The sequence below is a fragment of the Lysinibacter cavernae genome (assembly GCF_011758565.1).
GTDB lineage: Bacteria > Actinomycetota > Actinomycetes > Actinomycetales > Microbacteriaceae > Lysinibacter > Lysinibacter cavernae.
On record NZ_JAAMOX010000001.1, the window covers coordinates 941,007 to 959,092 of the forward strand.

General features: G+C 61.0%; 11 protein-coding genes and 1 tRNA gene. 3 read left to right on the forward strand and 9 right to left on the reverse strand.

The annotated features are described in order from the left end of the window. Window positions 1-81 precede the first annotated feature (81 nt). The 4 genes from FHX76_RS04250 to dnaG all read right to left on the reverse strand — a co-directional run bounded on the left by FHX76_RS04250 (window position 82) and on the right by dnaG (window position 3,929). The gene (locus tag FHX76_RS04250) at window positions 82-549 is read right to left on the reverse strand and encodes a hypothetical protein (RefSeq protein WP_208402433.1); all 468 of its coding nucleotides are present in this window, start codon (window positions 547-549) and stop codon (window positions 82-84) included. Window positions 550-730: 181 nt separating this feature from the next. Continuing rightward, window positions 731-803: transfer RNA gene (locus FHX76_RS04255), tRNA-Asn, on the reverse strand. A 98-nt stretch (window positions 804-901) separates the two neighbouring features. After that, complete coding sequence (locus FHX76_RS04260; RefSeq protein WP_167148236.1) at window positions 902-1,750, reverse strand: ABC transporter ATP-binding protein; 849 nt, start codon at window positions 1,748-1,750, stop codon at window positions 902-904. 85 nt (window positions 1,751-1,835) lie between these two features. Next, window positions 1,836-3,929 carry a DNA primase gene (gene dnaG, locus FHX76_RS04265; RefSeq protein ID WP_167148238.1) on the reverse strand — a complete coding sequence of 698 codons (2,094 nt, stop codon included), beginning with the start codon at window positions 3,927-3,929 and terminating at the stop codon, window positions 1,836-1,838. Between the two features lie 182 nt (window positions 3,930-4,111). Here dnaG and FHX76_RS04270 point away from each other — a divergent pair, with 182 nt between their 5' ends. Beyond that, window positions 4,112-5,095, forward strand: coding sequence for a hypothetical protein (locus FHX76_RS04270; protein ID WP_167148240.1), 984 nt, complete (start codon window positions 4,112-4,114; stop codon window positions 5,093-5,095). A 60-nt stretch (window positions 5,096-5,155) separates the two neighbouring features. Here FHX76_RS04270 and FHX76_RS04275 read toward each other — a convergent pair whose 3' ends face one another. The 5 genes from FHX76_RS04275 to pulA all read right to left on the reverse strand — a co-directional run bounded on the left by FHX76_RS04275 (window position 5,156) and on the right by pulA (window position 16,064). Then, window positions 5,156-6,427: a deoxyguanosinetriphosphate triphosphohydrolase gene (locus FHX76_RS04275; RefSeq protein ID WP_341777857.1), complete on the reverse strand. Its 1,272-nt coding sequence runs from the start codon at window positions 6,425-6,427 to the stop codon at window positions 5,156-5,158. Then, complete coding sequence (gene dusB, locus FHX76_RS04280) at window positions 6,420-7,619, reverse strand: tRNA dihydrouridine synthase DusB (RefSeq protein WP_167148242.1); 1,200 nt, start codon at window positions 7,617-7,619, stop codon at window positions 6,420-6,422. Before dusB ends, FHX76_RS04275 begins: the two co-directional genes overlap by 8 nt. Window positions 7,620-7,754: 135 nt before the next feature. Next, entirely contained in the window at window positions 7,755-8,546 is a 792-nt protein-coding gene (locus tag FHX76_RS04285; RefSeq protein WP_167150324.1) for an isoprenyl transferase, read from the reverse strand. Window positions 8,547-8,607: 61 nt separating this feature from the next. Beyond that, entirely contained in the window at window positions 8,608-9,342 is a 735-nt protein-coding gene (recO, locus tag FHX76_RS04290) for a DNA repair protein RecO (RefSeq protein WP_167148244.1), read from the reverse strand. Between the two features lie 110 nt (window positions 9,343-9,452). Then, window positions 9,453-16,064, reverse strand: coding sequence for a pullulanase-type alpha-1,6-glucosidase (gene pulA / locus FHX76_RS04295; protein WP_167148246.1), 6,612 nt, complete (start codon window positions 16,062-16,064; stop codon window positions 9,453-9,455). Between the two features lie 171 nt (window positions 16,065-16,235). Between pulA and FHX76_RS04300 the strand changes: the two genes are divergently transcribed. Together FHX76_RS04300 and FHX76_RS04305 are read left to right on the forward strand one after the other, a co-directional pair. Next, on the forward strand, window positions 16,236-17,141 hold the full coding sequence (locus FHX76_RS04300; RefSeq protein WP_167148248.1) for a TRIC cation channel family protein: 906 nt from the start codon (window positions 16,236-16,238) through the stop codon (window positions 17,139-17,141). A 295-nt stretch (window positions 17,142-17,436) separates the two neighbouring features. Then, window positions 17,437-17,889 carry a hypothetical protein gene (locus FHX76_RS04305; protein ID WP_167148250.1) on the forward strand — a complete coding sequence of 151 codons (453 nt, stop codon included), beginning with the start codon at window positions 17,437-17,439 and terminating at the stop codon, window positions 17,887-17,889. The last annotated feature ends 197 nt before the right edge of the window (window positions 17,890-18,086 follow it).

Below are 18,086 nucleotides of genomic sequence, written 5' to 3' on the forward strand. Positions count from 1 at the left end.
ACAGCGCAAGGCCGCGCTCGACCTTTCGGTTGCTTCGGTTGCTTCGCACAAAACCGGTACCGATCATCGCTCCAGCTGTGATCACACGCGACGTTTGAAGAGATGAAAGCGCCGCTGAGGTTTCGTTTGGCCAAGGTCGGCCAGCACATCAACAAACGAGATGATGCTGTCTTCACTGCCATTATCCACTCGTTTGAAGGCTTTTCCGATCGGATCGGCCCAGTACCCAGACGGCAGCTGTACGACGGGCCAACCGTCGAACTCAGCCGGCGCATCGGCCCATGTGCCGCCCTTATGCCGCACGATCATCTCACCCAGATACGCACCAAATTTGAGCACAAGTTCCGCGAGCTCGTCGCTACCGCCCACTTCCTCACGGATCTCGCCAAGATAGCCGTCAACCTCCGCAACAGAACCAATGGCGAATGAAAGCGGTTTACCGGTGTTTGCCTCAACTGATCGTGAGGCCTCCATCGCCAACGCAGTCATGTTCAGCGCAGTCGGAGGAACTGGCAGCCGCAATGGTCTACCCGAATAGGCGGATGTCATGACCCCAATAATACCGTTCCCTCCTCAGCTGAACGGCTCACTGGTCCGGCACCAAGGCGCTCGTCAAACGTTGCCCATGTGTGGGACCTCTGCCCGGCTGCCAATTGCAGAGCAAGCACCTGCCAATTGTTATGTTTCGTTAAAGCAAAAAGGCCCCGCGGGTGGAGCCGCGAGGCCTTCGCTCCCTGAGTTGGACTCGAACCAACAACCTGCCGGTTAACAGCCGGCTGCTCTGCCAATTGAGCTATCAGGGAATGCTTTCTTGACTTCCGGAGGTGATCCGGCGATCAAGACAACAGATAAGACTCTACCAAAGATTTGAGTGGCCGCTGACCACTTTTGGTACCTTTTCTTATTCGATTGCGAGTTCGTCGTAGGCAGTTGCCCGTAAAGCCGCGGCAAGTCGCTGAACGTACGTGTGATTCGTTTGAGAAAAAACTTCTTCGATCGTTCCACGCCCGACGAGCGAGCCGCTCTGCAACACGATGAGTTCGTCAACGAGACGCTCAAGCACGGTGATGTCGTGGCTGACGAGCAGCATTGTCGCGTTGTGGCGAGTGCGGTAGGCGTCGAGCATGTCGACAACGCGCGGGCGATTGGCAACATCCACGCCAAGGGTCGGTTCGTCGGCCACGAGCATGCGGGGTTGCATAACCAGCGCACGCACTATCGCAACGCGCTGACGCTGACCCTTGCTGAGCTCGTGAGGGTACGTGTGCAGCATGGTCAGAGGCAGCGCAACCTGATCCATGAGTTCGGCAATGACAAGCCCGATTTGTTGCCGGTCAAAGCGCTTATCGCGCTCAGCAATGGGCTCAAGAATGCAGTCGGCAACCGTGCGATCAGGCGGAAGGGTTGCCCCGTCTGCCTGGCCAAGGTAGCCGATCTCGGCGGTCAGGATGCTGCGCTTGCGCTTTGAGAGCTTCACCACGTTTTGGCCGAGCACGATTGCTGCGCCGCTATTGACGACGGGCTGTACGGTTCGCTGTGTGACCTCGTTGCCCCTCGCCGCAATCACTTTTGCCAGTGTTGATTTGCCAGAACCGCTTTCGCCGAGCAGGCCACACACCGCACCCTTTGGCACGCTAAAACTGACACCTTCGATGGCCTGATGCTGAGCGCTGCCGCCGTGCGCAGGGTACGAGATCGACAGGTCAGAAACGATAATGTCATCTGATCCGTGGGGGTTTCGGTCGATCATTCTGGTCCTAACGAGGATGAGGGGATGTGTAATGGTCGGTCTGTCGAGGGTATCTCATGCCCCATTGAGGCAGCAGGGGGTTGCGTTATGCCGACGTCGTGCGCAGTTTTCGGCGAGCGGTCTCGAGCTCCATCAGCTGACGTTGCACGCGTTGGTAAGGCTCCCCCGCGTTGTCTCCGAGGCGCTGCAATTGACCAACCAGCTCGGCCTTAAACGCGAGCATGTCGCGCTCAACGAGGCTGATGACGATGTCGTTGACGTAGCGAACCATGCCGGCCTCCGAGCGTTCGGGGATCGGCGCAATCGCAAGTTCCCGTACGAGGTCCTTAAACGGCTCGGGGGTATCTTCGATGACTCGACCGAGCCACGCGGATGTTGCCTCGGCTGGCAGCTGGGCCGCAATGGCGTTGCGTACCACCGTGAGGGCGCCGTTGGAAAGCTGCGCCCGGATGCCCTGGTTGAAGACCTCAGTCTCAATCGTCAGCGGCTGCTGCAGCATGGCCATCACGGCGTCGCGCTCAAGCCTCGTGACGGGATCGCCTGGCAGGTCGGCGATGCCGGTCCGGGGTTCTGGAATGCTCTGGGTGAAGTCGCCCCCAGCGTACGGGTCGGCATCGTCAATAGCATGCCCACTTGTTGGCCCACCATAAGAGGTGTCGATGGGCGGTGCCTGAACTGCGGCATCGGCCGACGCTGGCCCGCCTGCCCCGGCTGCGCCACTCTGTGGGCGAGGAGGCTGGCCTCCGTCGGAGCGCCCGTATGGCTGCTCTGAGCGCTGCTGGCCGTCATTGCGCGGGGCGATTGACTGGTGCGGACGGGCACCGCCGCGAGCGGGTTGCGGATGTGTGGCTACGGCGCTGCTCTTTCGCTGGGCATCGCGAACCGCTTGTTCAACGTCGCCAAGTTCTTCGCCGAGCATCCGCGCGAGCTCGCGAACGTATCGGGGCCGAAGCGAATTGTCTCTAATGTCAGCCACAATTGGGGCTGCCGCGTTCAGCGCGCCGACGCGGCCCTCGACCGTGTCGAGGTTGAACTGGCTGATGCGTTGTCTCAGGGCAAACTCGAACAGCGGCTTCTTGGCGGCGATCATCGCTGCGACCGCTTCGTTACCGTGCGCGAGGCGCAAGTCGCAGGGGTCAAGGCCGTCAGGAGCGACCGCAACAAAGCTCTGCGCCGTAAACTTTTTTTCGTCACTGAACGCGCGCATGGCGGCCTTCTCGCCGGCAGCGTCTGGGTCAAAGGTGAAGATCACTGAACCGATACCGCTGTCGTCGTTCATGATGCGTCTCAGTACTTTGATGTGCTCAGTACCGAACGCTGTTCCACAGGTAGCCACTGCACTCGTGATGCCCGCCATATGGCAGGCCATGACATCGGTGTAGCCCTCAACAACAACCACTTGACGGTCTTTCGAAATGGCGCGCTTTGCGAGATCAAGACCGTAGAGGACCTGAGACTTGTGGTACACCGGCGTCTCTGGAGTGTTGAGGTATTTGGGGCCCTTATCGTCGTCGAGAAGTCGCCGCGCGCCAAAACCGAGCACCTGGCCGCTCGTGTCGCGGATGGGCCACACCAGCCGTCCGCGGAAGCGGTCGTATGGCCCCCGGTCACCCTGCGACACAAGTCCGGCGGTGACGATCTCTTCTTGGGTATACCCGAGTGATTTGAGGTGGTTGAGCAGGGCATCCCAGCTTTTTGGCGCGAACCCAACGCCAAAGTGGGCGGCAGCGGCAGCGTCGAATCCGCGCTCGCCAAGGAACGCGCGACCAACGGCGGCCTCTGGGCTCCCAAGTTGCGCAACAAAGAACTCGGCCGCGGCCTTATTCGCGGCCAAAAGCCTTGGACGGTTGATGCCGTCGCTCTTGCCTGATCCTTCTTCGTAGTGAAGTTGGTAGCCAACGCTGCCAGCGAGACGTTCGACCGCCTCGGTAAACGTGACGTGGTCCATGCGCTGCAGGAACGTGATGGCGTCGCCGCTCTCGCCACAGCCAAAACAGTGATAATAACCTAGCGCTGGACGAACGTGAAAGCTTGGGCTGCGCTCATCATGAAACGGGCAGAGCCCCTTCATGGAGCCTGGTCCGGCAGATTTCAGCGTGACGTGATCGCCGATAATATCGGCCAAATTTACGCGTGACTTGACCTCTTCAATGTCGCTTTGTCGAATGAGTCCTGCCATACGTGAAGTTTAGTCGACTGGACTGGGCGACCAGACCGATTGTCCAGACCGGTGGACAAATCTTGCTGTTCTGGCGCTGTGAGAAACACTGTTGCCCCGGAGCCGCCTGTTCACGGGCCTTCGCGAGAATCCCAAATACCGGCTAGGCTGCCAGACGACACAAGACAATCGGGGGATTTTGCATGTCTGAAACATCATCGCGTCGCATGGGGCTTCGCGTAGGTTTGATTACTCTTGCCACGGCACTTGCGGCGGTATCCATTTCCGGCAGCGCTGCCAGCGCTGAGACAACCTATATTGACCAGCGCTATGTCGACGAGAGTCTTGCCGTGGTCTGGGAACCGTCCGCTGACTACCAAATCGGGCAGCCGTTCATTCCGGAAAGCACGGGTGCGGTCGTAGATCTGACCGTCTGGCTCAGCAACGTCGAGCCACACTCCTTTGCCGGGGGTGCGATCTATGCGTTTCCAATCGGCGGAGATGTTGCCAACGAGCCGATACCCGGCGGCGTTGCGCAGCTCTCCATCTCGGATACGCCAGATCCCTCCGTCGCCGGAGACCGGCTGGCCGCCACGCTCTCCTTCCCCGACCGCCCTGTTGTGACGGAAGGAGAACGCTATTTGCTCATGCTCCAACCCGAGCTGATCGACGGCAAAACGGCATCCTTCACCATGTCTCTCGTCTTCAGCGGCGTCGGAAATCTTGGCACGATGACCAAAGAATCGGGCGTTTGGGCTGGATACGCAACCAGTCGTCTCTGGCTCCAACTCCGCATGGCAGAACCCGTCGTGAACGTCGTGGTCACACCGCCTGCGCCTGTGTTCGTGCCGTCAACCGCGTGTGGCATTCCGGCAACCGTTGCGCTGCCCTCTGCCGAGGGAGCGACCTACACACAATCAGAGGACGGAACTGCCGTAACGGTCACGGCTGTGCCCGCTGACGGCTACGAGTTTCCCGCAGATGCGGTGACCAGCTGGGCCTACGATGTTGCCCCAGATCCCTGCCCAACACCCTCGCCAACGCTCTCGGGCGGCGCAACAACTCCTCCGGCGATGTCCGACGGCTCAACCCTGGCAGCCACTGGCGCTTCCGCAGCACCATGGGCCTTCGGGGTGCTTTTGCTCGCCGGTGGCCTACTGCTCGCGAGCCGGCGCAAGCTCGCTTAGCGAGTCAGGCCAGCGCCCGTTCCCATAGACGTCGGAACGGGCATGCTGTCGTGTCGCCGACTAGACGAGCGGCACGGCGCAGAGACGCTCGTGCCAGGCAATCGCCGACTGATCCGTGAGCGTCGCGACCTGGTCAACAACTACACGACGGTATTCGGCCTCGGTCGAGGCATCCTGCCAATCGAGCGCAAACGCCGGGTCGAGATCTTGACCGTCATTCTCCAGCAGGGTATCGAGCAGCTCGGTGAGCAGGCCACGCTGCTTCTTGTAGATTGGCTGACGCCGGCCACTCGCCATGACAAACGCGGCCACAACCCCTTTGAGCACGGCGATCTCGGCGCGCACGTCGGCAGGCACCACAACATCCGCGCCAAAGCGAACCAGGCTGCTCTGCGGGAAGGCCGCCCGTGTCGCGTCGGTCGCCGCGTGGGCAAATCGGCCAATCATCTGGCTGGTGAAGTTCTTGAGCGTCGCGTGATCGCGGCGCGTTCCCTGCCACTGAGTCAGCCACAGGTCCGAAGCAGAAAGTCGGTCAAATGCCGCAGCAAGGTCATCGTCGCTCAGCTCGTTGCCAGCCCATTCAGAAACCGAACGGATGAGCGACTCGTGCCCAACGCGTGAACTCAGCAGCGCCGGATCGATGTATTCACCAACAACGGCGTCTTCAAAGTCGTGTACCGAATAGGCAATATCGTCAGACAGGTCCATCACCTGGGCTTCGACGCAGACCTTGCCCTCGGGGGCATCCTGCCGCAGCCACTCAAAGACGGGCATATCGTCTGCATACACACCGAACTTTTGGCGGCCGCCAGGATCGGCGACCGACTGCGCCGCAGGCCAGGGATATTTGCAACTCGCGTCGAGACTCGCCCGCGTGAGGTTGAGGCCGTAGCCACGGCCGTCGTCGCCAAAAACCTTTGGTTCAAGGCGGGAGAGGATGCGGAGCGTCTGCGCGTTGCCCTCAAACCCGCCGGACTCACGCACCCAGTCGTTAAGCGCCCGCTCGCCGTTGTGGCCAAAGGGCGGATGCCCGAGGTCGTGCGCGAGGCAGGCAGTGTCTACCACGTCTGGGTTGAGGCCAAGCGAGGTCGCCAGCTCGCGCCCTACTTGCGCAACCTCAAGCGAATGCGTCAGCCGGTTGCGGGCGAAGTCAACGCCGGCGGTTGGGCTCAGCACCTGCGTTTTGGCCGCGAGTCGCCGGAGGGCGCTCGAGTGCAGCAGCCGCGCGCGGTCACGCGCAAAATCGCTTCGGGTGACGTCACGGTGTTGTTCTGGGAGCCAGCGCTGCTCATCCTGCAGGGAGTATCGCTCGTCGCTCGGAGATTTAGCCACCGCTTGTGTCCGCCTCAGTTTCGGTCAGTTCGCAGCTCTCGGCGGTGCTCAACAGTCGACTGTCGAGCCAGCCCTCCGGGAGCACCGTGCGCTTTGGGTTGCCGGCTCGACCTCTGGGACCTTCGGCCCCGATACCCGGATACGGGGTATCACGGTCGAGCGTGGCAAGGATCTCATCCATCTGCTCAAGGCTTTCAACGAGGGCAAGGCTACGTCGGGCTTCGGAGCCCAGCGGGTAGCCCTTGAAATACCAGGCGACATGCTTGCGGATGTCGCGGCACGCGCGCTCCTCGCCGCTGATTCCGCCTCCGTCAAAGAAATCGGCCAGCAGCTCGGTGTGCCGGCGAAGCGCATCCGCTACCCCACCGAGTGTCGGTTGAATGAGCGCCGCTTGCGCCTGCTCGGCCGTGATTTCGCCGCTGCGGGCGCGGAACGCTGCGGCGAGATCACCAAAGAGCCACGGGCGACCGAGGCAGCCACGGCCAACAACAACGCCGTCGCAGCCCGTCTCATCCATCATGCGAATGGCGTCGTCGGCAGACCAGATGTCTCCGTTGCCAAGCACGGGGATGCTCGTGATCGTCTGCTTAAGCGTGGCGATGGCCTCCCAGCGGGCCTGCCCAGAATAGTGCTGGTTCGCCGTGCGAGCGTGCAGAGCGACGGCGGCAGCGCCGGCGCCCTCTGCAGCTTTTGCGGCCTCGAGGTAGGTGAGATGCTTGTCGTCGATCCCCATACGCATTTTGACCGTGAGCGGGATTCTGCCGGCGGCATCCACTGCGCTCTCGACGATGCCGCGGAACAGGTCTTGCTTCCAGGGCAGCGCGGCCCCTCCACCCTTGCGGGTAACTTTTGGCACAGGGCAGCCGAAGTTAAGGTCAATGTGATCGGCGAGGTCTTCGTCCACGAGATACTTCACGGCCTCGGCGACCGTCTTCGGGTCGACGCCATACAACTGGATTGAGCGAAGGGTTTCGCTTTCGTGGTGGCGGATGAGGCGTAGCGACTCAGGCGTGCGCTCAACAAGTGCCCGGCTGGTAATCATCTCAGACACGTAGAGCCCCGCACCAAACTCGCGGCACAGCCGCCGGAACGCCGTATTGGTGATGCCAGCCATGGGCGCTAGCACAACGGGCACATCGACTTCGATGTTGCCAATCTGCAGCTTGGGTTGGGTTAGGGTCTTCGCACTCACTGATCTATTGTCCCAGATTTCTCTGGGAGGCAGTGTCAGAAGAGCACGGAATAGGCTTTCCTCGCTGAGATTTGGCCCCCACTAGCCAGTCCCGCTCAATCGAGGACAGCAACATCGGATGCCGTGAGTACTCAGCTATGAAACCGAGGGAGCGTCCACCGCGCCACCAAATCGACGGTCGCGATAAGCGTATTGCTCAACGGCACCCCATAAATCGGTGCGGCTGAAGTCTGGCCAGAGCGTATCAAGAAACACCATCTCGGCATACGCCGACTGCCACAGCAGGAAGTTGCTTGTGCGTTGCTCCCCCGAGCTGCGCACAAACAGGTCAACATCGGGCAGGTCTGGCAGGTACAGGTATTTTGCGATGGTTTTTTCGCTGACGCCCGACGGCTTCAGTTTGCCTGACGCCACGTCGTCGGCGATGGCGCGCACGGCATCCGCGATCTCGGTCCTTCCGCCGTAGTTGACACACATCGTGAGGGTGAGCACCGAGTTCTGGGTCGTCATTGCCTCGGCGGTCTGCAGCTCCTTGATCACTGAGCCCCACAGCTTTGGCTTTCGGCCCGACCAGCGGATGCGCACGCCCCATGCGTTGAGCTGGTCGCGTTGGCGCCGCAACACCTCGCGGTTGAAGCCCATCAAAAACCGCACCTCGTCGGGAGATCGCCGCCAGTTTTCGGTCGAGAATGCGTACACGCTGAGGTGTTTGACGCCCATTTGGATCGCGCCGGCAACAACGTCAAGCAGTGCTGCCTCGCCTGCCCTATGCCCCTCGACCCGAGGAAGCCCGCGCTTATTCGCCCAGCGACCGTTGCCATCCATCACGATAGCGACGTGCTCGGGAACCTGCTCGGGAATGTGGGATGGGCGAATGCCCGTCCAATCGAGCGGAACGAGTTGGTGTGTTGTGGATTGCTTACTCAGCGGAGGATCCTAACCTTCAAAAAACTACCATCATCGTAGCGCGCAGGACTGGGCCGATGATCTATGCGCCAAAATGCAGTGAGCGCAGATCCTTCTCAATGTGGAACTGCGTATACGCGGATACAAAACCGTGCGAGGGCCCCCTGACCGCCTCCGGATGCGCAATCGCGCGCTCCCACTCCCCCATAAGCAGCATCGCGAGCAGGTCAACCGAAGCCGCTGAGAGCCGGGGCGAACCGGGTGGAGCGTCGTCGTCGCAGACGGTGCCGCCAAGCTGTACAACCATTGCGGTACTGTCGCCAGCGGCCGCTGGAATTGTTTGCCCGCAACGCACACACTCAGAAAAGTTTGGTGCCCAACCGGCCAAAGCGAGCGCCCTGAGCAGATACGAGTCGCGCGTCAATCCCGGTGGATGCTCTGCCTGCGATAACGACCGGAGCGCCCCAACGAGCAGCATGTATTGCTGCCGAGCGGGCTCGGCGTCGGTCAGGCGTTCGGCCGTCTCGACCATAACGTTTGCGACCTGATACGTGTCGTAGTCTGAAGCGATAGCTGCCCCATACGCGCCAAGCGTTTCGGCCTGCGTGATGGTGTCGAGGGTCCTGCCTTCGTAGAGCTGAACATCCGCGACCATAAAGGGCTCAAGACGAGACCCAAATTTGGATGCCGTCCGACGCACACCCTTCGCAACGGCACGAATCTGCCCGTGATCTCGACTCAGCATCGTTACGATGCGGTCGGATTCGCCCAGCTTATGGGTGCGCAGGATTACTGCTTCGTCACGATAGAGGGGCATCTTTCAATTATCCCTCGTTTCACTGACATCGCGGGATTTGGGCGCGCTGACCTGACACAACCGAATATCCACGCCTCGTGGATGGCCGATTGCGTCAGGTCGGTTCGCGGCTATCGGATGCTCGAACGCCTACGCCGCACTGCTAGCCCAACACCGGCCAGCAACAGCGCGGTTGCGAGCCAGCTGATGAGGGCTTGGCCTCCCGGAGAGGATGCTCCGGTGACGGCGAGTCCGGTGGCCCCGCCGTTACTTGCTGTGCCTGAACCATGAGAGCCGGAACCGTTGGAGCCGGGCAGGCCGCCGTTGCCGGAGCCGCCAGAGTTGCCACCTCCGTTATGACCGCCGTTGCTCTCTTCTGCCGCAAGTACCTCAACGGCTGCGGTAATTTCCCCGCTCTCGGCGCCACGGGCAAACACGGTGTGCGCACCAAGCTCCTGACTGGTGGCGATGCTGGCTATGAGCACAAACGCGCCCTCGCCATCCGCCTGAGCCGTGCCGAGCGTCACAACGTCAGAGTGCAGCTCAACAACAATGTCTTCACCCGGCTGGAATCCGATGCCGCTCACGCTCAGCTGTTCACCCTGCCGAACGGTTGCGTCGTGTGTTTGTTCTCCCGTCACCACGAGTCTGGCGAGTCCAATCCGGAGCGGAACGGCAACAGACTCAGTACCGATCTCATTCTTCGCGGTCACCAAGACCTCGGTCCCGCTGGCAAGAGCCGGCTCAAATGCCACGTCAAACGTTCCCGTTGCGGTTGTGGTTGCGCTCCCGAGGACCCGCATCGTCTCCGCCTCGTAAACCGTGATCGTGGTGTTGCGATCCGCCGTTCCGCCCAGATGTGTTCCGTCACTCGGGTTGAGGACCGGCGCATTTGGGGCAATAACTGGCACCTCTTCGGCCAGCGCGTCGAGCACGGCAACCGTGTAGGCGGGCACCGTAATCGAGCCGGACCCAGCATCCCACTCGGTCTGCTTGACCGTTGCATCGTCTCCGCGCGATTGGATGCTTGACAGGCTCAGATTCTGCCCTGCCAACCCGTCAACCACATGTGACTGGGCCGCGGCAGTTGTGTTCATCAGCACGAGCACGCCGTCCCGCATCGGGTCAGCGTCAGCGCCAACAGTGTCGTCGACCCACATCGCGATGACGCCAGGAACCGCAGCCCCTCCGAGCTGAGGGAAGGTCACCTTCTGTTGGATCTGCCCCGCGTCGCCAAGGGTGAAGAGCGGCGTTGAGTAGCGCAGCCGCAGCAGGTCGGCGCTCGCACTTGCGGCGGCGGCGATGTCCTCAGCCGAGGGTTTCAGCTCCGGATTCGCAAGCAGCGGAGCCTGCTGCGCCCAAATCTGCTCGTTGCGGTTGGCTGGCGGAAGGCCCCTGCCAAAACCGTTGTCTTGCCCGGTCCAGTCGATCTCGTTGAACCAGTCTCCCGAGTTATAGGAGTCTTTATCAAGTGACTTGGACCGAAGCATGTCGGTTCCAGCGTGCCACAGCAAGGGCGATTGCCCGAGCGCGGTGCTCGCCAGCGCGAGCGTGTTCAGACGTACCTTGTCGCTCATGGGAGTATCGGTCGGGAGTTTCTCGGTAAGCGCGTCGAAGAGCGTTTCATTATCGTGCGCGTCAACATACGAAATGACTTCTTCTGGCGACTGCGCGTACCCGGCTCCAGGCGACCCGTTGTAGAGCACGTTTTTGCCAAGAATAGGTTGACCGTTGGTTGCCGAGGTGAATGAATAGTCGGCGAGGTTGCCTGCCATCCCAAGCTGGATGAGGTTCATCGCGGAGAGCTGTGCACCAGCATCCTGCTGCCCCGTCATGAGTCCTTGGCCAAAGGTGCCGCCGCCGCGTACGCCGTCACGAAGGCGGTCGGAGAAGGTTCCTATGCCGGTGCCACCAAGATTGCCCTGGCTCGCCTGCGTAAATAGCCGATTATTGGCAACCTCTCCGAAATTCCAGCCTTCACCGTAGAGGTAAATGGAGGAACCATCAACGCCATCGCGCTCAAGCGTGAGCTCGTCAAGCGCAGCCCGAAGGTCGGCCATGTTCTGCGTGCTGTGGTGACCCATGAGATCAAAGCGGAACCCGTCAACGTGGTAGTCACGCGCCCAGGTGACCACCGAATCGACCATGACTTTCCCTGCCATGGCGTGCTCGGTTGCCACGTTTTCGCAACAGGTTGAGTTCTCCACCTTGCCGGTACTGTCAAGGCGCTGGTAGTAGCCGGGCACAACACGATCAAAGATCGATTGTGGGTCTGGCCCAGCTGCTGCGGTGTGGTTGAAGACCTGGTCAAGCACCACCTGGAGGCCGGCATCGTGCAGCCCGCCAACCATGGATCGGAACTCAGCGACTCGGTTGCCGCCGTAGGCATCCACCGCATACGAGCCCTCAGGCGCATCGAAGTGCAGTGGGTCGTAGCCCCAGTTGAAGCCGTCCGTCGCCGCGATCTCGGCGATGCACGCCTGTTGCTCGGATGAGGATGATCCGCCAGCCGCCTGCGTGAGCGCTGCCAAATCGCACTGAGGAACGGATTGCTGGCTGCGATCCTCCTCAATCGAGGCGATGTCAAAGGTTGGCAGCAGGTGAACGGTGGTGAGCCCGGCATCCGCAAGCGAACGCAGGTGCTGCATCCCATCGGAATCGGCATCGGTAAACGCGAGGTAGCTGCCGCGGTGCTCTTCTGGAACGGTCGCGTCGCTCAGCGAGAAATCCCGAACGTGCAGCTCGTAAATGGACTGTTCGACAGCCTTCTCGACCGTGGGCGCTTGGGTGTCTGTCCAGAGCTGCGGCTTGAACGAGGCATCCGCAAGGTCAACCGCAACCGAGTGAGTCGAGTTGATAGTGAGGCCTGTGGATGCCGGGTCCGTCACTTCAATCGTGTTGACGGCTCCGGTTGATCCGGACGCACCCCAGTGGCCCTCGGGAGCCGGTTGTTCCTTCGGCGCTTTGATTGGCTCATATACCGAAAGCTCGTAACGGTACGGCTGGTTGTTCATCGCTTCGGTTCCGGTGACCGCCCAGCTGCCGGATGCCTCGTCCCTTGTCATCGCTGTGCGCATCGGTTCACCCGTTGCTGCCTCGTTCTCCCAGGTCAGCAACGTGACCTGCTGGGCGGTGGGTGCCCAGAGTCGGAATGATGGAGTGTTCCCTGAAAAGGTCGTGCCAAAGGTGAGATCGGTAGCGGCCTCTGCATAGAGGTCTTCAAGCACACCTGCGGTCTGCACGCCCGTCGCGACGGCGAGAGCAGCTGGCCCCTGTTTGGTCTTGTCCCCAAGGCTGACAACCAACTGCCCGCTGAGTAGCGCCGCGGCCTCCTCTCGATTCACATCGTCAAGCTTGAGGGCGAGGTAGCCCTGCAGCGCGGGGAATCGCTGTACCTGATCGGCGCTCAGTTGGCCTGCGTACCGAAGCGTGGTGAGCACTCCGCCGGTCAGCTGACCGTTGCTCACAACCACCTGCGCGGTGGCCGACGAGCCAAGGGTAAACGCCGCATTCCCAAGGCTCAGCCCCTTCGGAACGTCGCCGGCCGGGAATGCGAGCGTGTTCTGGTCGACCCAGTATGCCCGCGATTGCTCGGTGCCGAGTACGGGAATATCCGTCGACGTCACCTGCAAACGGTGGTCCGCAATTGTGTAGGTGAAGTTGGCCTGTTTGCCTTCCTCAACCGTGAACTGGATGTTGCTTCCGCCGCGAACGCCGTCGGCTCCATAGTTTTCGTCCCAGCTGAGGCCGTGAACAACCTTTACCTCGTAAGAACCAGCGGCAAGCGAGCCCGTGCTGAACGTGTAGGTTCCCGTGCCGTTTACGTCGGTCATCCAGGCCCCAAGACAGCCAGGTTGCCAATCAGCAGGGGCGTTGGAACTGTCAACGCAACCAAGCTGTGATTGGAAACTACCGGCGAGCACCACTATGGGCGGCTGGGCGGTCGACGTGACGTAGTGGGTCTCTGGGTTGTACACGAAGGTGACGGGTCCCCCGGTCCAGGAGAACTCAAGGTTTGCTCCATCACGGATGCCCTTTGCCCCGTAATTCTCTGACCAGCTTCCACCAACGGCGACCTTGTACTCATAGCTGCCGACGGGGAGATCGAAGGTGCCGGAGTAGATGCCGGTGAGCGGGTCTCGCACGAGCGCGGCCTTTGCACAGTCTGGCTGCCAGTTGCCTCCGCAGCCCATTGCCTCGTTGAGCGAGCCGGGAATCGTGACGAGCACCGACTCATCGGTTGGGATCTCGCTCAGGTTCACACCAACAAAGCCGTAGCTGGAAGCGGCGGTCGCGTGACCGGAAAGGTCAACCGTCACCGCGCGATATTCAACCAGCGCACCGGGCTTGAGGCCAGCCGTGCTGTGGAACACCCGAGGCTTGCCATCGTCGTCAGTGCCAAGCGGCACCCAATCGGCGGTGCCGGCGAGGCGGTAGGCAAATGAGGTCTCCGAATAGGCACCAGCGGCAGCTGCCGTCGAGGCAGCTGCGGTTACTTCTGCTCGGTCGGCGAGCTTCGCTCCCGGCTGAGGAACCATCACGTCCGTCGAATCAACCACTGCAGACGGCAACGGTGTGTCCGCCGCAAAGACCACGGCCCCAAACGCGGGAACCGTCACACTCACGGTACCGTCGGCGCCGGTTGTTGGCGCAGCATCCGTTCCATAGAGCGGATTCAGGCGAGCCGAGGGCGTCAACGCAGGAATAGTCACCGTTCTCGCAGCGGCTGAGTTGTTAACAGCAACAAGGTGTTCAACCTTCTCGTCGCGATCAACACGCGAAAAGGCATACACGCCAGCACCGTTATCGACGTATCGCTCGATCTGCGCACCGTGGCTCAGGGCACCGTTGTTCGCGCGCAGCTGGGCCAACTCGGCGATATGCGTGTAGAGCTGGTTGCCCTGGTCAAAGTGTTCAGCCCCACCGTTTGCCCCAGTCAGGGTCTGCTGGTCGGCGTAGGACGCAACCTGGGTTGCGAACATGTCTTGGCGGGCATCCTGGTCTCCCCCTGTTCCCGTGAACCCCTGCTCGTCACCGTAGTAGATGACCGGCTGGCCCCTCGTGAGGTACATGAGGCTGTGGGCAAACTCGTCGCGCTCAAGCGGCTGGCTCTGATCGGACACAAACATCCCGATGCGACCCATGTCGTGATTGCCGAGGAATGTTGGTTCGGCATGGGCCGAGGTGGATGCCGTCGTGTAGTAGTCGTCTCCGGCAAACAGCTGACTCATACCTGCAGCCGAACCGCCCTTTGCATAATTGGTTGCTGCGCCCTGGAAGCCAAAGTCGAGCACACCGGGGAGCTTTGCCTCGGTGACGTATGACGACAGTGTTTTCGGATTCCCGTCGTATACCTCGCCAAACATATAAAACTCGTCGCGGCCGACACTCTGCGCGTAGTCCATGATCGCGGGCGACCACTGCTGCCAAAACTCTGAGTTGACGTGCTTCACCGTGTCGATGCGGAAGCCGTCGATACCGAGGTCAATCCAGGCTTTGTAAACGTCAACAAAGCCATCAACGACTTCTGGTTTTTCGGTCATGAGGTCGTCGAGTCCAGAGAAGTCGCCCTGGGTATCTGACTCCCCACCGTCAAAATGCGCGTTGCCTCGATTGTGATAGTTGGTTACGTCGTTGAGCCAGGCCGGGGTCTTGGCATTGGCATCCTCAGGGGCAATAAACGGCGTTTTGGGGAACGACAGCGTGGGGCTCAGGGATGGAAATGGGTTTCCCTGACTTGCAGAGACCGCCGCCTCGTGCAGGTTGAACGGATTACCAGCGGGATCCTTGTACGGGCTCTCTGCCTCGGTGATGTAGGCGTTCACGGGGTCGTCGTGATTGACGGGCCCCTCGCGGAACTGGATCACGTCTGCCGTGTGGTTTGTGATGATGTCGAAGTACACCTTCATGCCTTTGGCGTGGGCCGCGGCGATGAGCGCCTGCATCTCGGCGTTAGAGCCAAGGTGCGGATCAATCTGGGTGAAGTCGGTAATCCAGTAGCCGTGGTAGCCGGCGGATGCCTGGTCGCCGGTTCCTTGCACCGGCTTATTGACGAAGGATGGGGTCAGCCAGATCGCGGTCGTACCGAGTCCCTCAATGTAGTCAAGTTTCTGCTGCAGGCCGGCAAGATCGCCACCGTGGAAGTAGCCCTTATGCGTTGGGTCAAAGCCGGTCTGATTCGCGTCTCCTGAGAGACCACCCTGATCGTTTGCCGCGTCTCCGTTGGCAAAACGGTCGGTCATGACAAAGTAAAACTGCTCGTCGGTTCCCGACTGGCGCACGGGATCACCAACGATCGCGTCGTCAGCTGATGAGTACTCACCAGGCAGGTCGAGGGGCGTCACGCTCATCCGGTGGCTGTTCTCGTCGTAGGTGAAACGCAGGCTGCTCTGCCCTGCGAGGCTCAGGGGGATGTTTTCTCCGCCCTCGGCTCCGTCGATTCCGTAGGATTCAGCAAAGGAGTGACCGATGACGGTTTTGAACTCGTAGTCCCCCGCGGGCAGCGTAAGTTCGCTCGCCCAGGTGCCACCCGAGACGGGGGTCAAATCCCCATTGGTGCATTCGGTTTGCCAGTCGCTCGTGCAGCCGATTTCCGTCTGGAATGTTCCGACGAGGGTGACGGCCGTTGGTGCGGCGGTTGCCTGTTGCGCGGTCGTGAGTGGAAGCGTGCCGACAATCAGTGCGGCTGTGGCTGCAAGCGCAAATCCGGTATTCCAAGGCGAAAGGGGTGGCTTCGTCGACACAGAAAACTCCTTTGTATAACAACAGTTACTGTCACGCTATCGGGAGGTCGCAGTTTAAGCAAGCGCTTACATTTCTTACATTATGCAGCGGCTGCATCCTCCTCGGACTCCGGTTGAGACTTCTTGCGCACGACTCCCCCACCTCACGCCAGTTGTACGAGAGAATGGTGTGTGCTTAACACCAGCTTCTCAATCCCCCTCTGGGGCGACCTCCTTGCCGTCGGAATCGGCAGCCTCCAAGGTGCAATGTTCGCGGCCGGATTTAAGCGCATCGACCTGCTCGGCGTCGCCATTATTGGCATCGCGACTGGGCTCGGCGGAGGCCTCCTCCGCGACATCCTGCTCGGCGTCAGCCCCATTGCGTTCCAGAGCAATCCGTACCTCATCACGGCGACGCTGGCCGCCCTTGCTGGCATGCTCCTGCAGCGCGTGGTCACCAAACTCGACCCCGTTATTACCGTCCTCGACGCCCTCACGATTGGGCTGTTTGCCGCCATCGGAACCACAAAATCACTCTCGCTTGGGCTGCCCATTGTGCCCTCCATCCTCATCGGATGCGTCTCAGCCGTTGGCGGCTCAATGCTGCGCGACCTCCTCCTCAGCATGCCCATCGCACTCATGCATGTTGGTTCGCTCTACGCCGTCGCGGCCATCGCCGGCTCAGGCGTCCTCGTACTGTGCCTCGTCCTCGGCGTGCAGGTAACGGTCGCCGCAGGCGTCTGCGTCGTGGTCACGTTTGTCATCCGCCTGCTGGCTGTGCGCTACGGCTGGAGCCTCCCTGAACAGCGCGCGCTCAGCCGCATCCGGCGCAAACGCCGCGAAGCCGCAGAGGATGCCAGGGTCACCACCGGCAGCTCGCGCCCAATGTCGCTGCGCCGTCGCCGCATCCTCGACACGCCAGCGGGCCACGGCAGTCAAGGGCACGGCGCGTCCGGGCTGGATGGCCGAACCCCAACAACCAGCATCCCCGTTGTGCGCCCCTCGGCCGCCCGTCCACCAACCTCAAGCATCAAAGTCATCCGGCAGCGCAAGGACGGGCAACCACCAACGGGAAGCACGCCAAGGCCCCAATCGTAGGCGACACAACCACCGATGCCTGCGTCGTCGGGTTTTCGCCGGCGCCGGAACAACGCGCACCTCAACCTTCGTCGCTGAAACCAGTTTTGACGCAACCCTTGAAAAATGTATTATTGCTGTGGCATTGCTTGGCGCCGCAAACACCGGGGCCGCGAGCGTGCAAACCTGCGTGAAACGCGAAGACACCACCACCCTCTCGAGTAAATGCCGGCGCACCGGAGGCTCGCGGCATGACCCATGCCAGCCCGCTGCCCGCCAACAACACGATAGAGCGCCAAAAGAACAGGAAAACGACATGATTATTTGGCGCGGATGGGGCATCCTTGCTGTTATCTACGCGGCCGCTGCCTTTGTGACGGAACGGTTGCTGATCGACGCGTTCAACCCTGGCGGGGAGTTGCCATTTGTGTTTGGCTTTGGGCTCCTGCTGGCTGGCGTAGCCACGTGGTTCACCGGTGTTGCGCTCAACCGAAACATGCCAAAACGTAAGTTTGCAGCGCTCTCCACAGCGCGCGAGGCTGAGCTCGCTGAATACGTTGCCAATGGCACGTTCTCACGAGGCCCAGGTCACCCGCTTCCCCAGACCCATCAGGAAGCCCGCGTCATGGCAGATACGCTCTTTGAAGAAGAGCAAGCGGCCTGGCTCAGCGCGCTTTCAAACAGGCATACGCTGTTTTTCATTCCGCTGCAGTATTGGGGCATTGCGCTTGGGGTACTTTCGATTTTTTCAATGATCAGCGATATCTAGAGCCTCAACAACTGGCCACCGTCACGGGATTCGTCAGCCGTCTCCATAGTGCCGGGGCAAGAATAGGGCTGCCTGAGTCAGCGAGGTCGTAGCCAGAGCTATCAAAGCGCAAGAGACCCGACGTGCTCGCAGGTTCCAACGCACAGTCTTTTGCCCCCTCAAACCGGGCTGAACGGCGTTGTTGCAATCCCTACCGT

Excerpts from the sequence above, each read along its gene's own strand:
- FHX76_RS04260 (WP_167148236.1), bottom strand. The coding sequence starts at position 1,750 with ATGATCGACCGAAACCCCCACGGATCAGATGACATTATCGTTTCTGAC.
- dnaG (WP_167148238.1), bottom strand. The coding sequence starts at position 3,929 with ATGGCAGGACTCATTCGACAAAGCGACATTGAAGAGGTCAAGTCACGC.
- FHX76_RS04250 (WP_208402433.1), bottom strand. The coding sequence starts at position 549 with ATGACATCCGCCTATTCGGGTAGACCATTGCGGCTGCCAGTTCCTCCG.
- recO (WP_167148244.1), bottom strand. The coding sequence starts at position 9,342 with ATGCCCCTCTATCGTGACGAAGCAGTAATCCTGCGCACCCATAAGCTG.
- FHX76_RS04305 (WP_167148250.1), top strand. The coding sequence starts at position 17,437 with ATGATTATTTGGCGCGGATGGGGCATCCTTGCTGTTATCTACGCGGCC.
- FHX76_RS04270 (WP_167148240.1), top strand. The coding sequence starts at position 4,112 with ATGTCTGAAACATCATCGCGTCGCATGGGGCTTCGCGTAGGTTTGATT.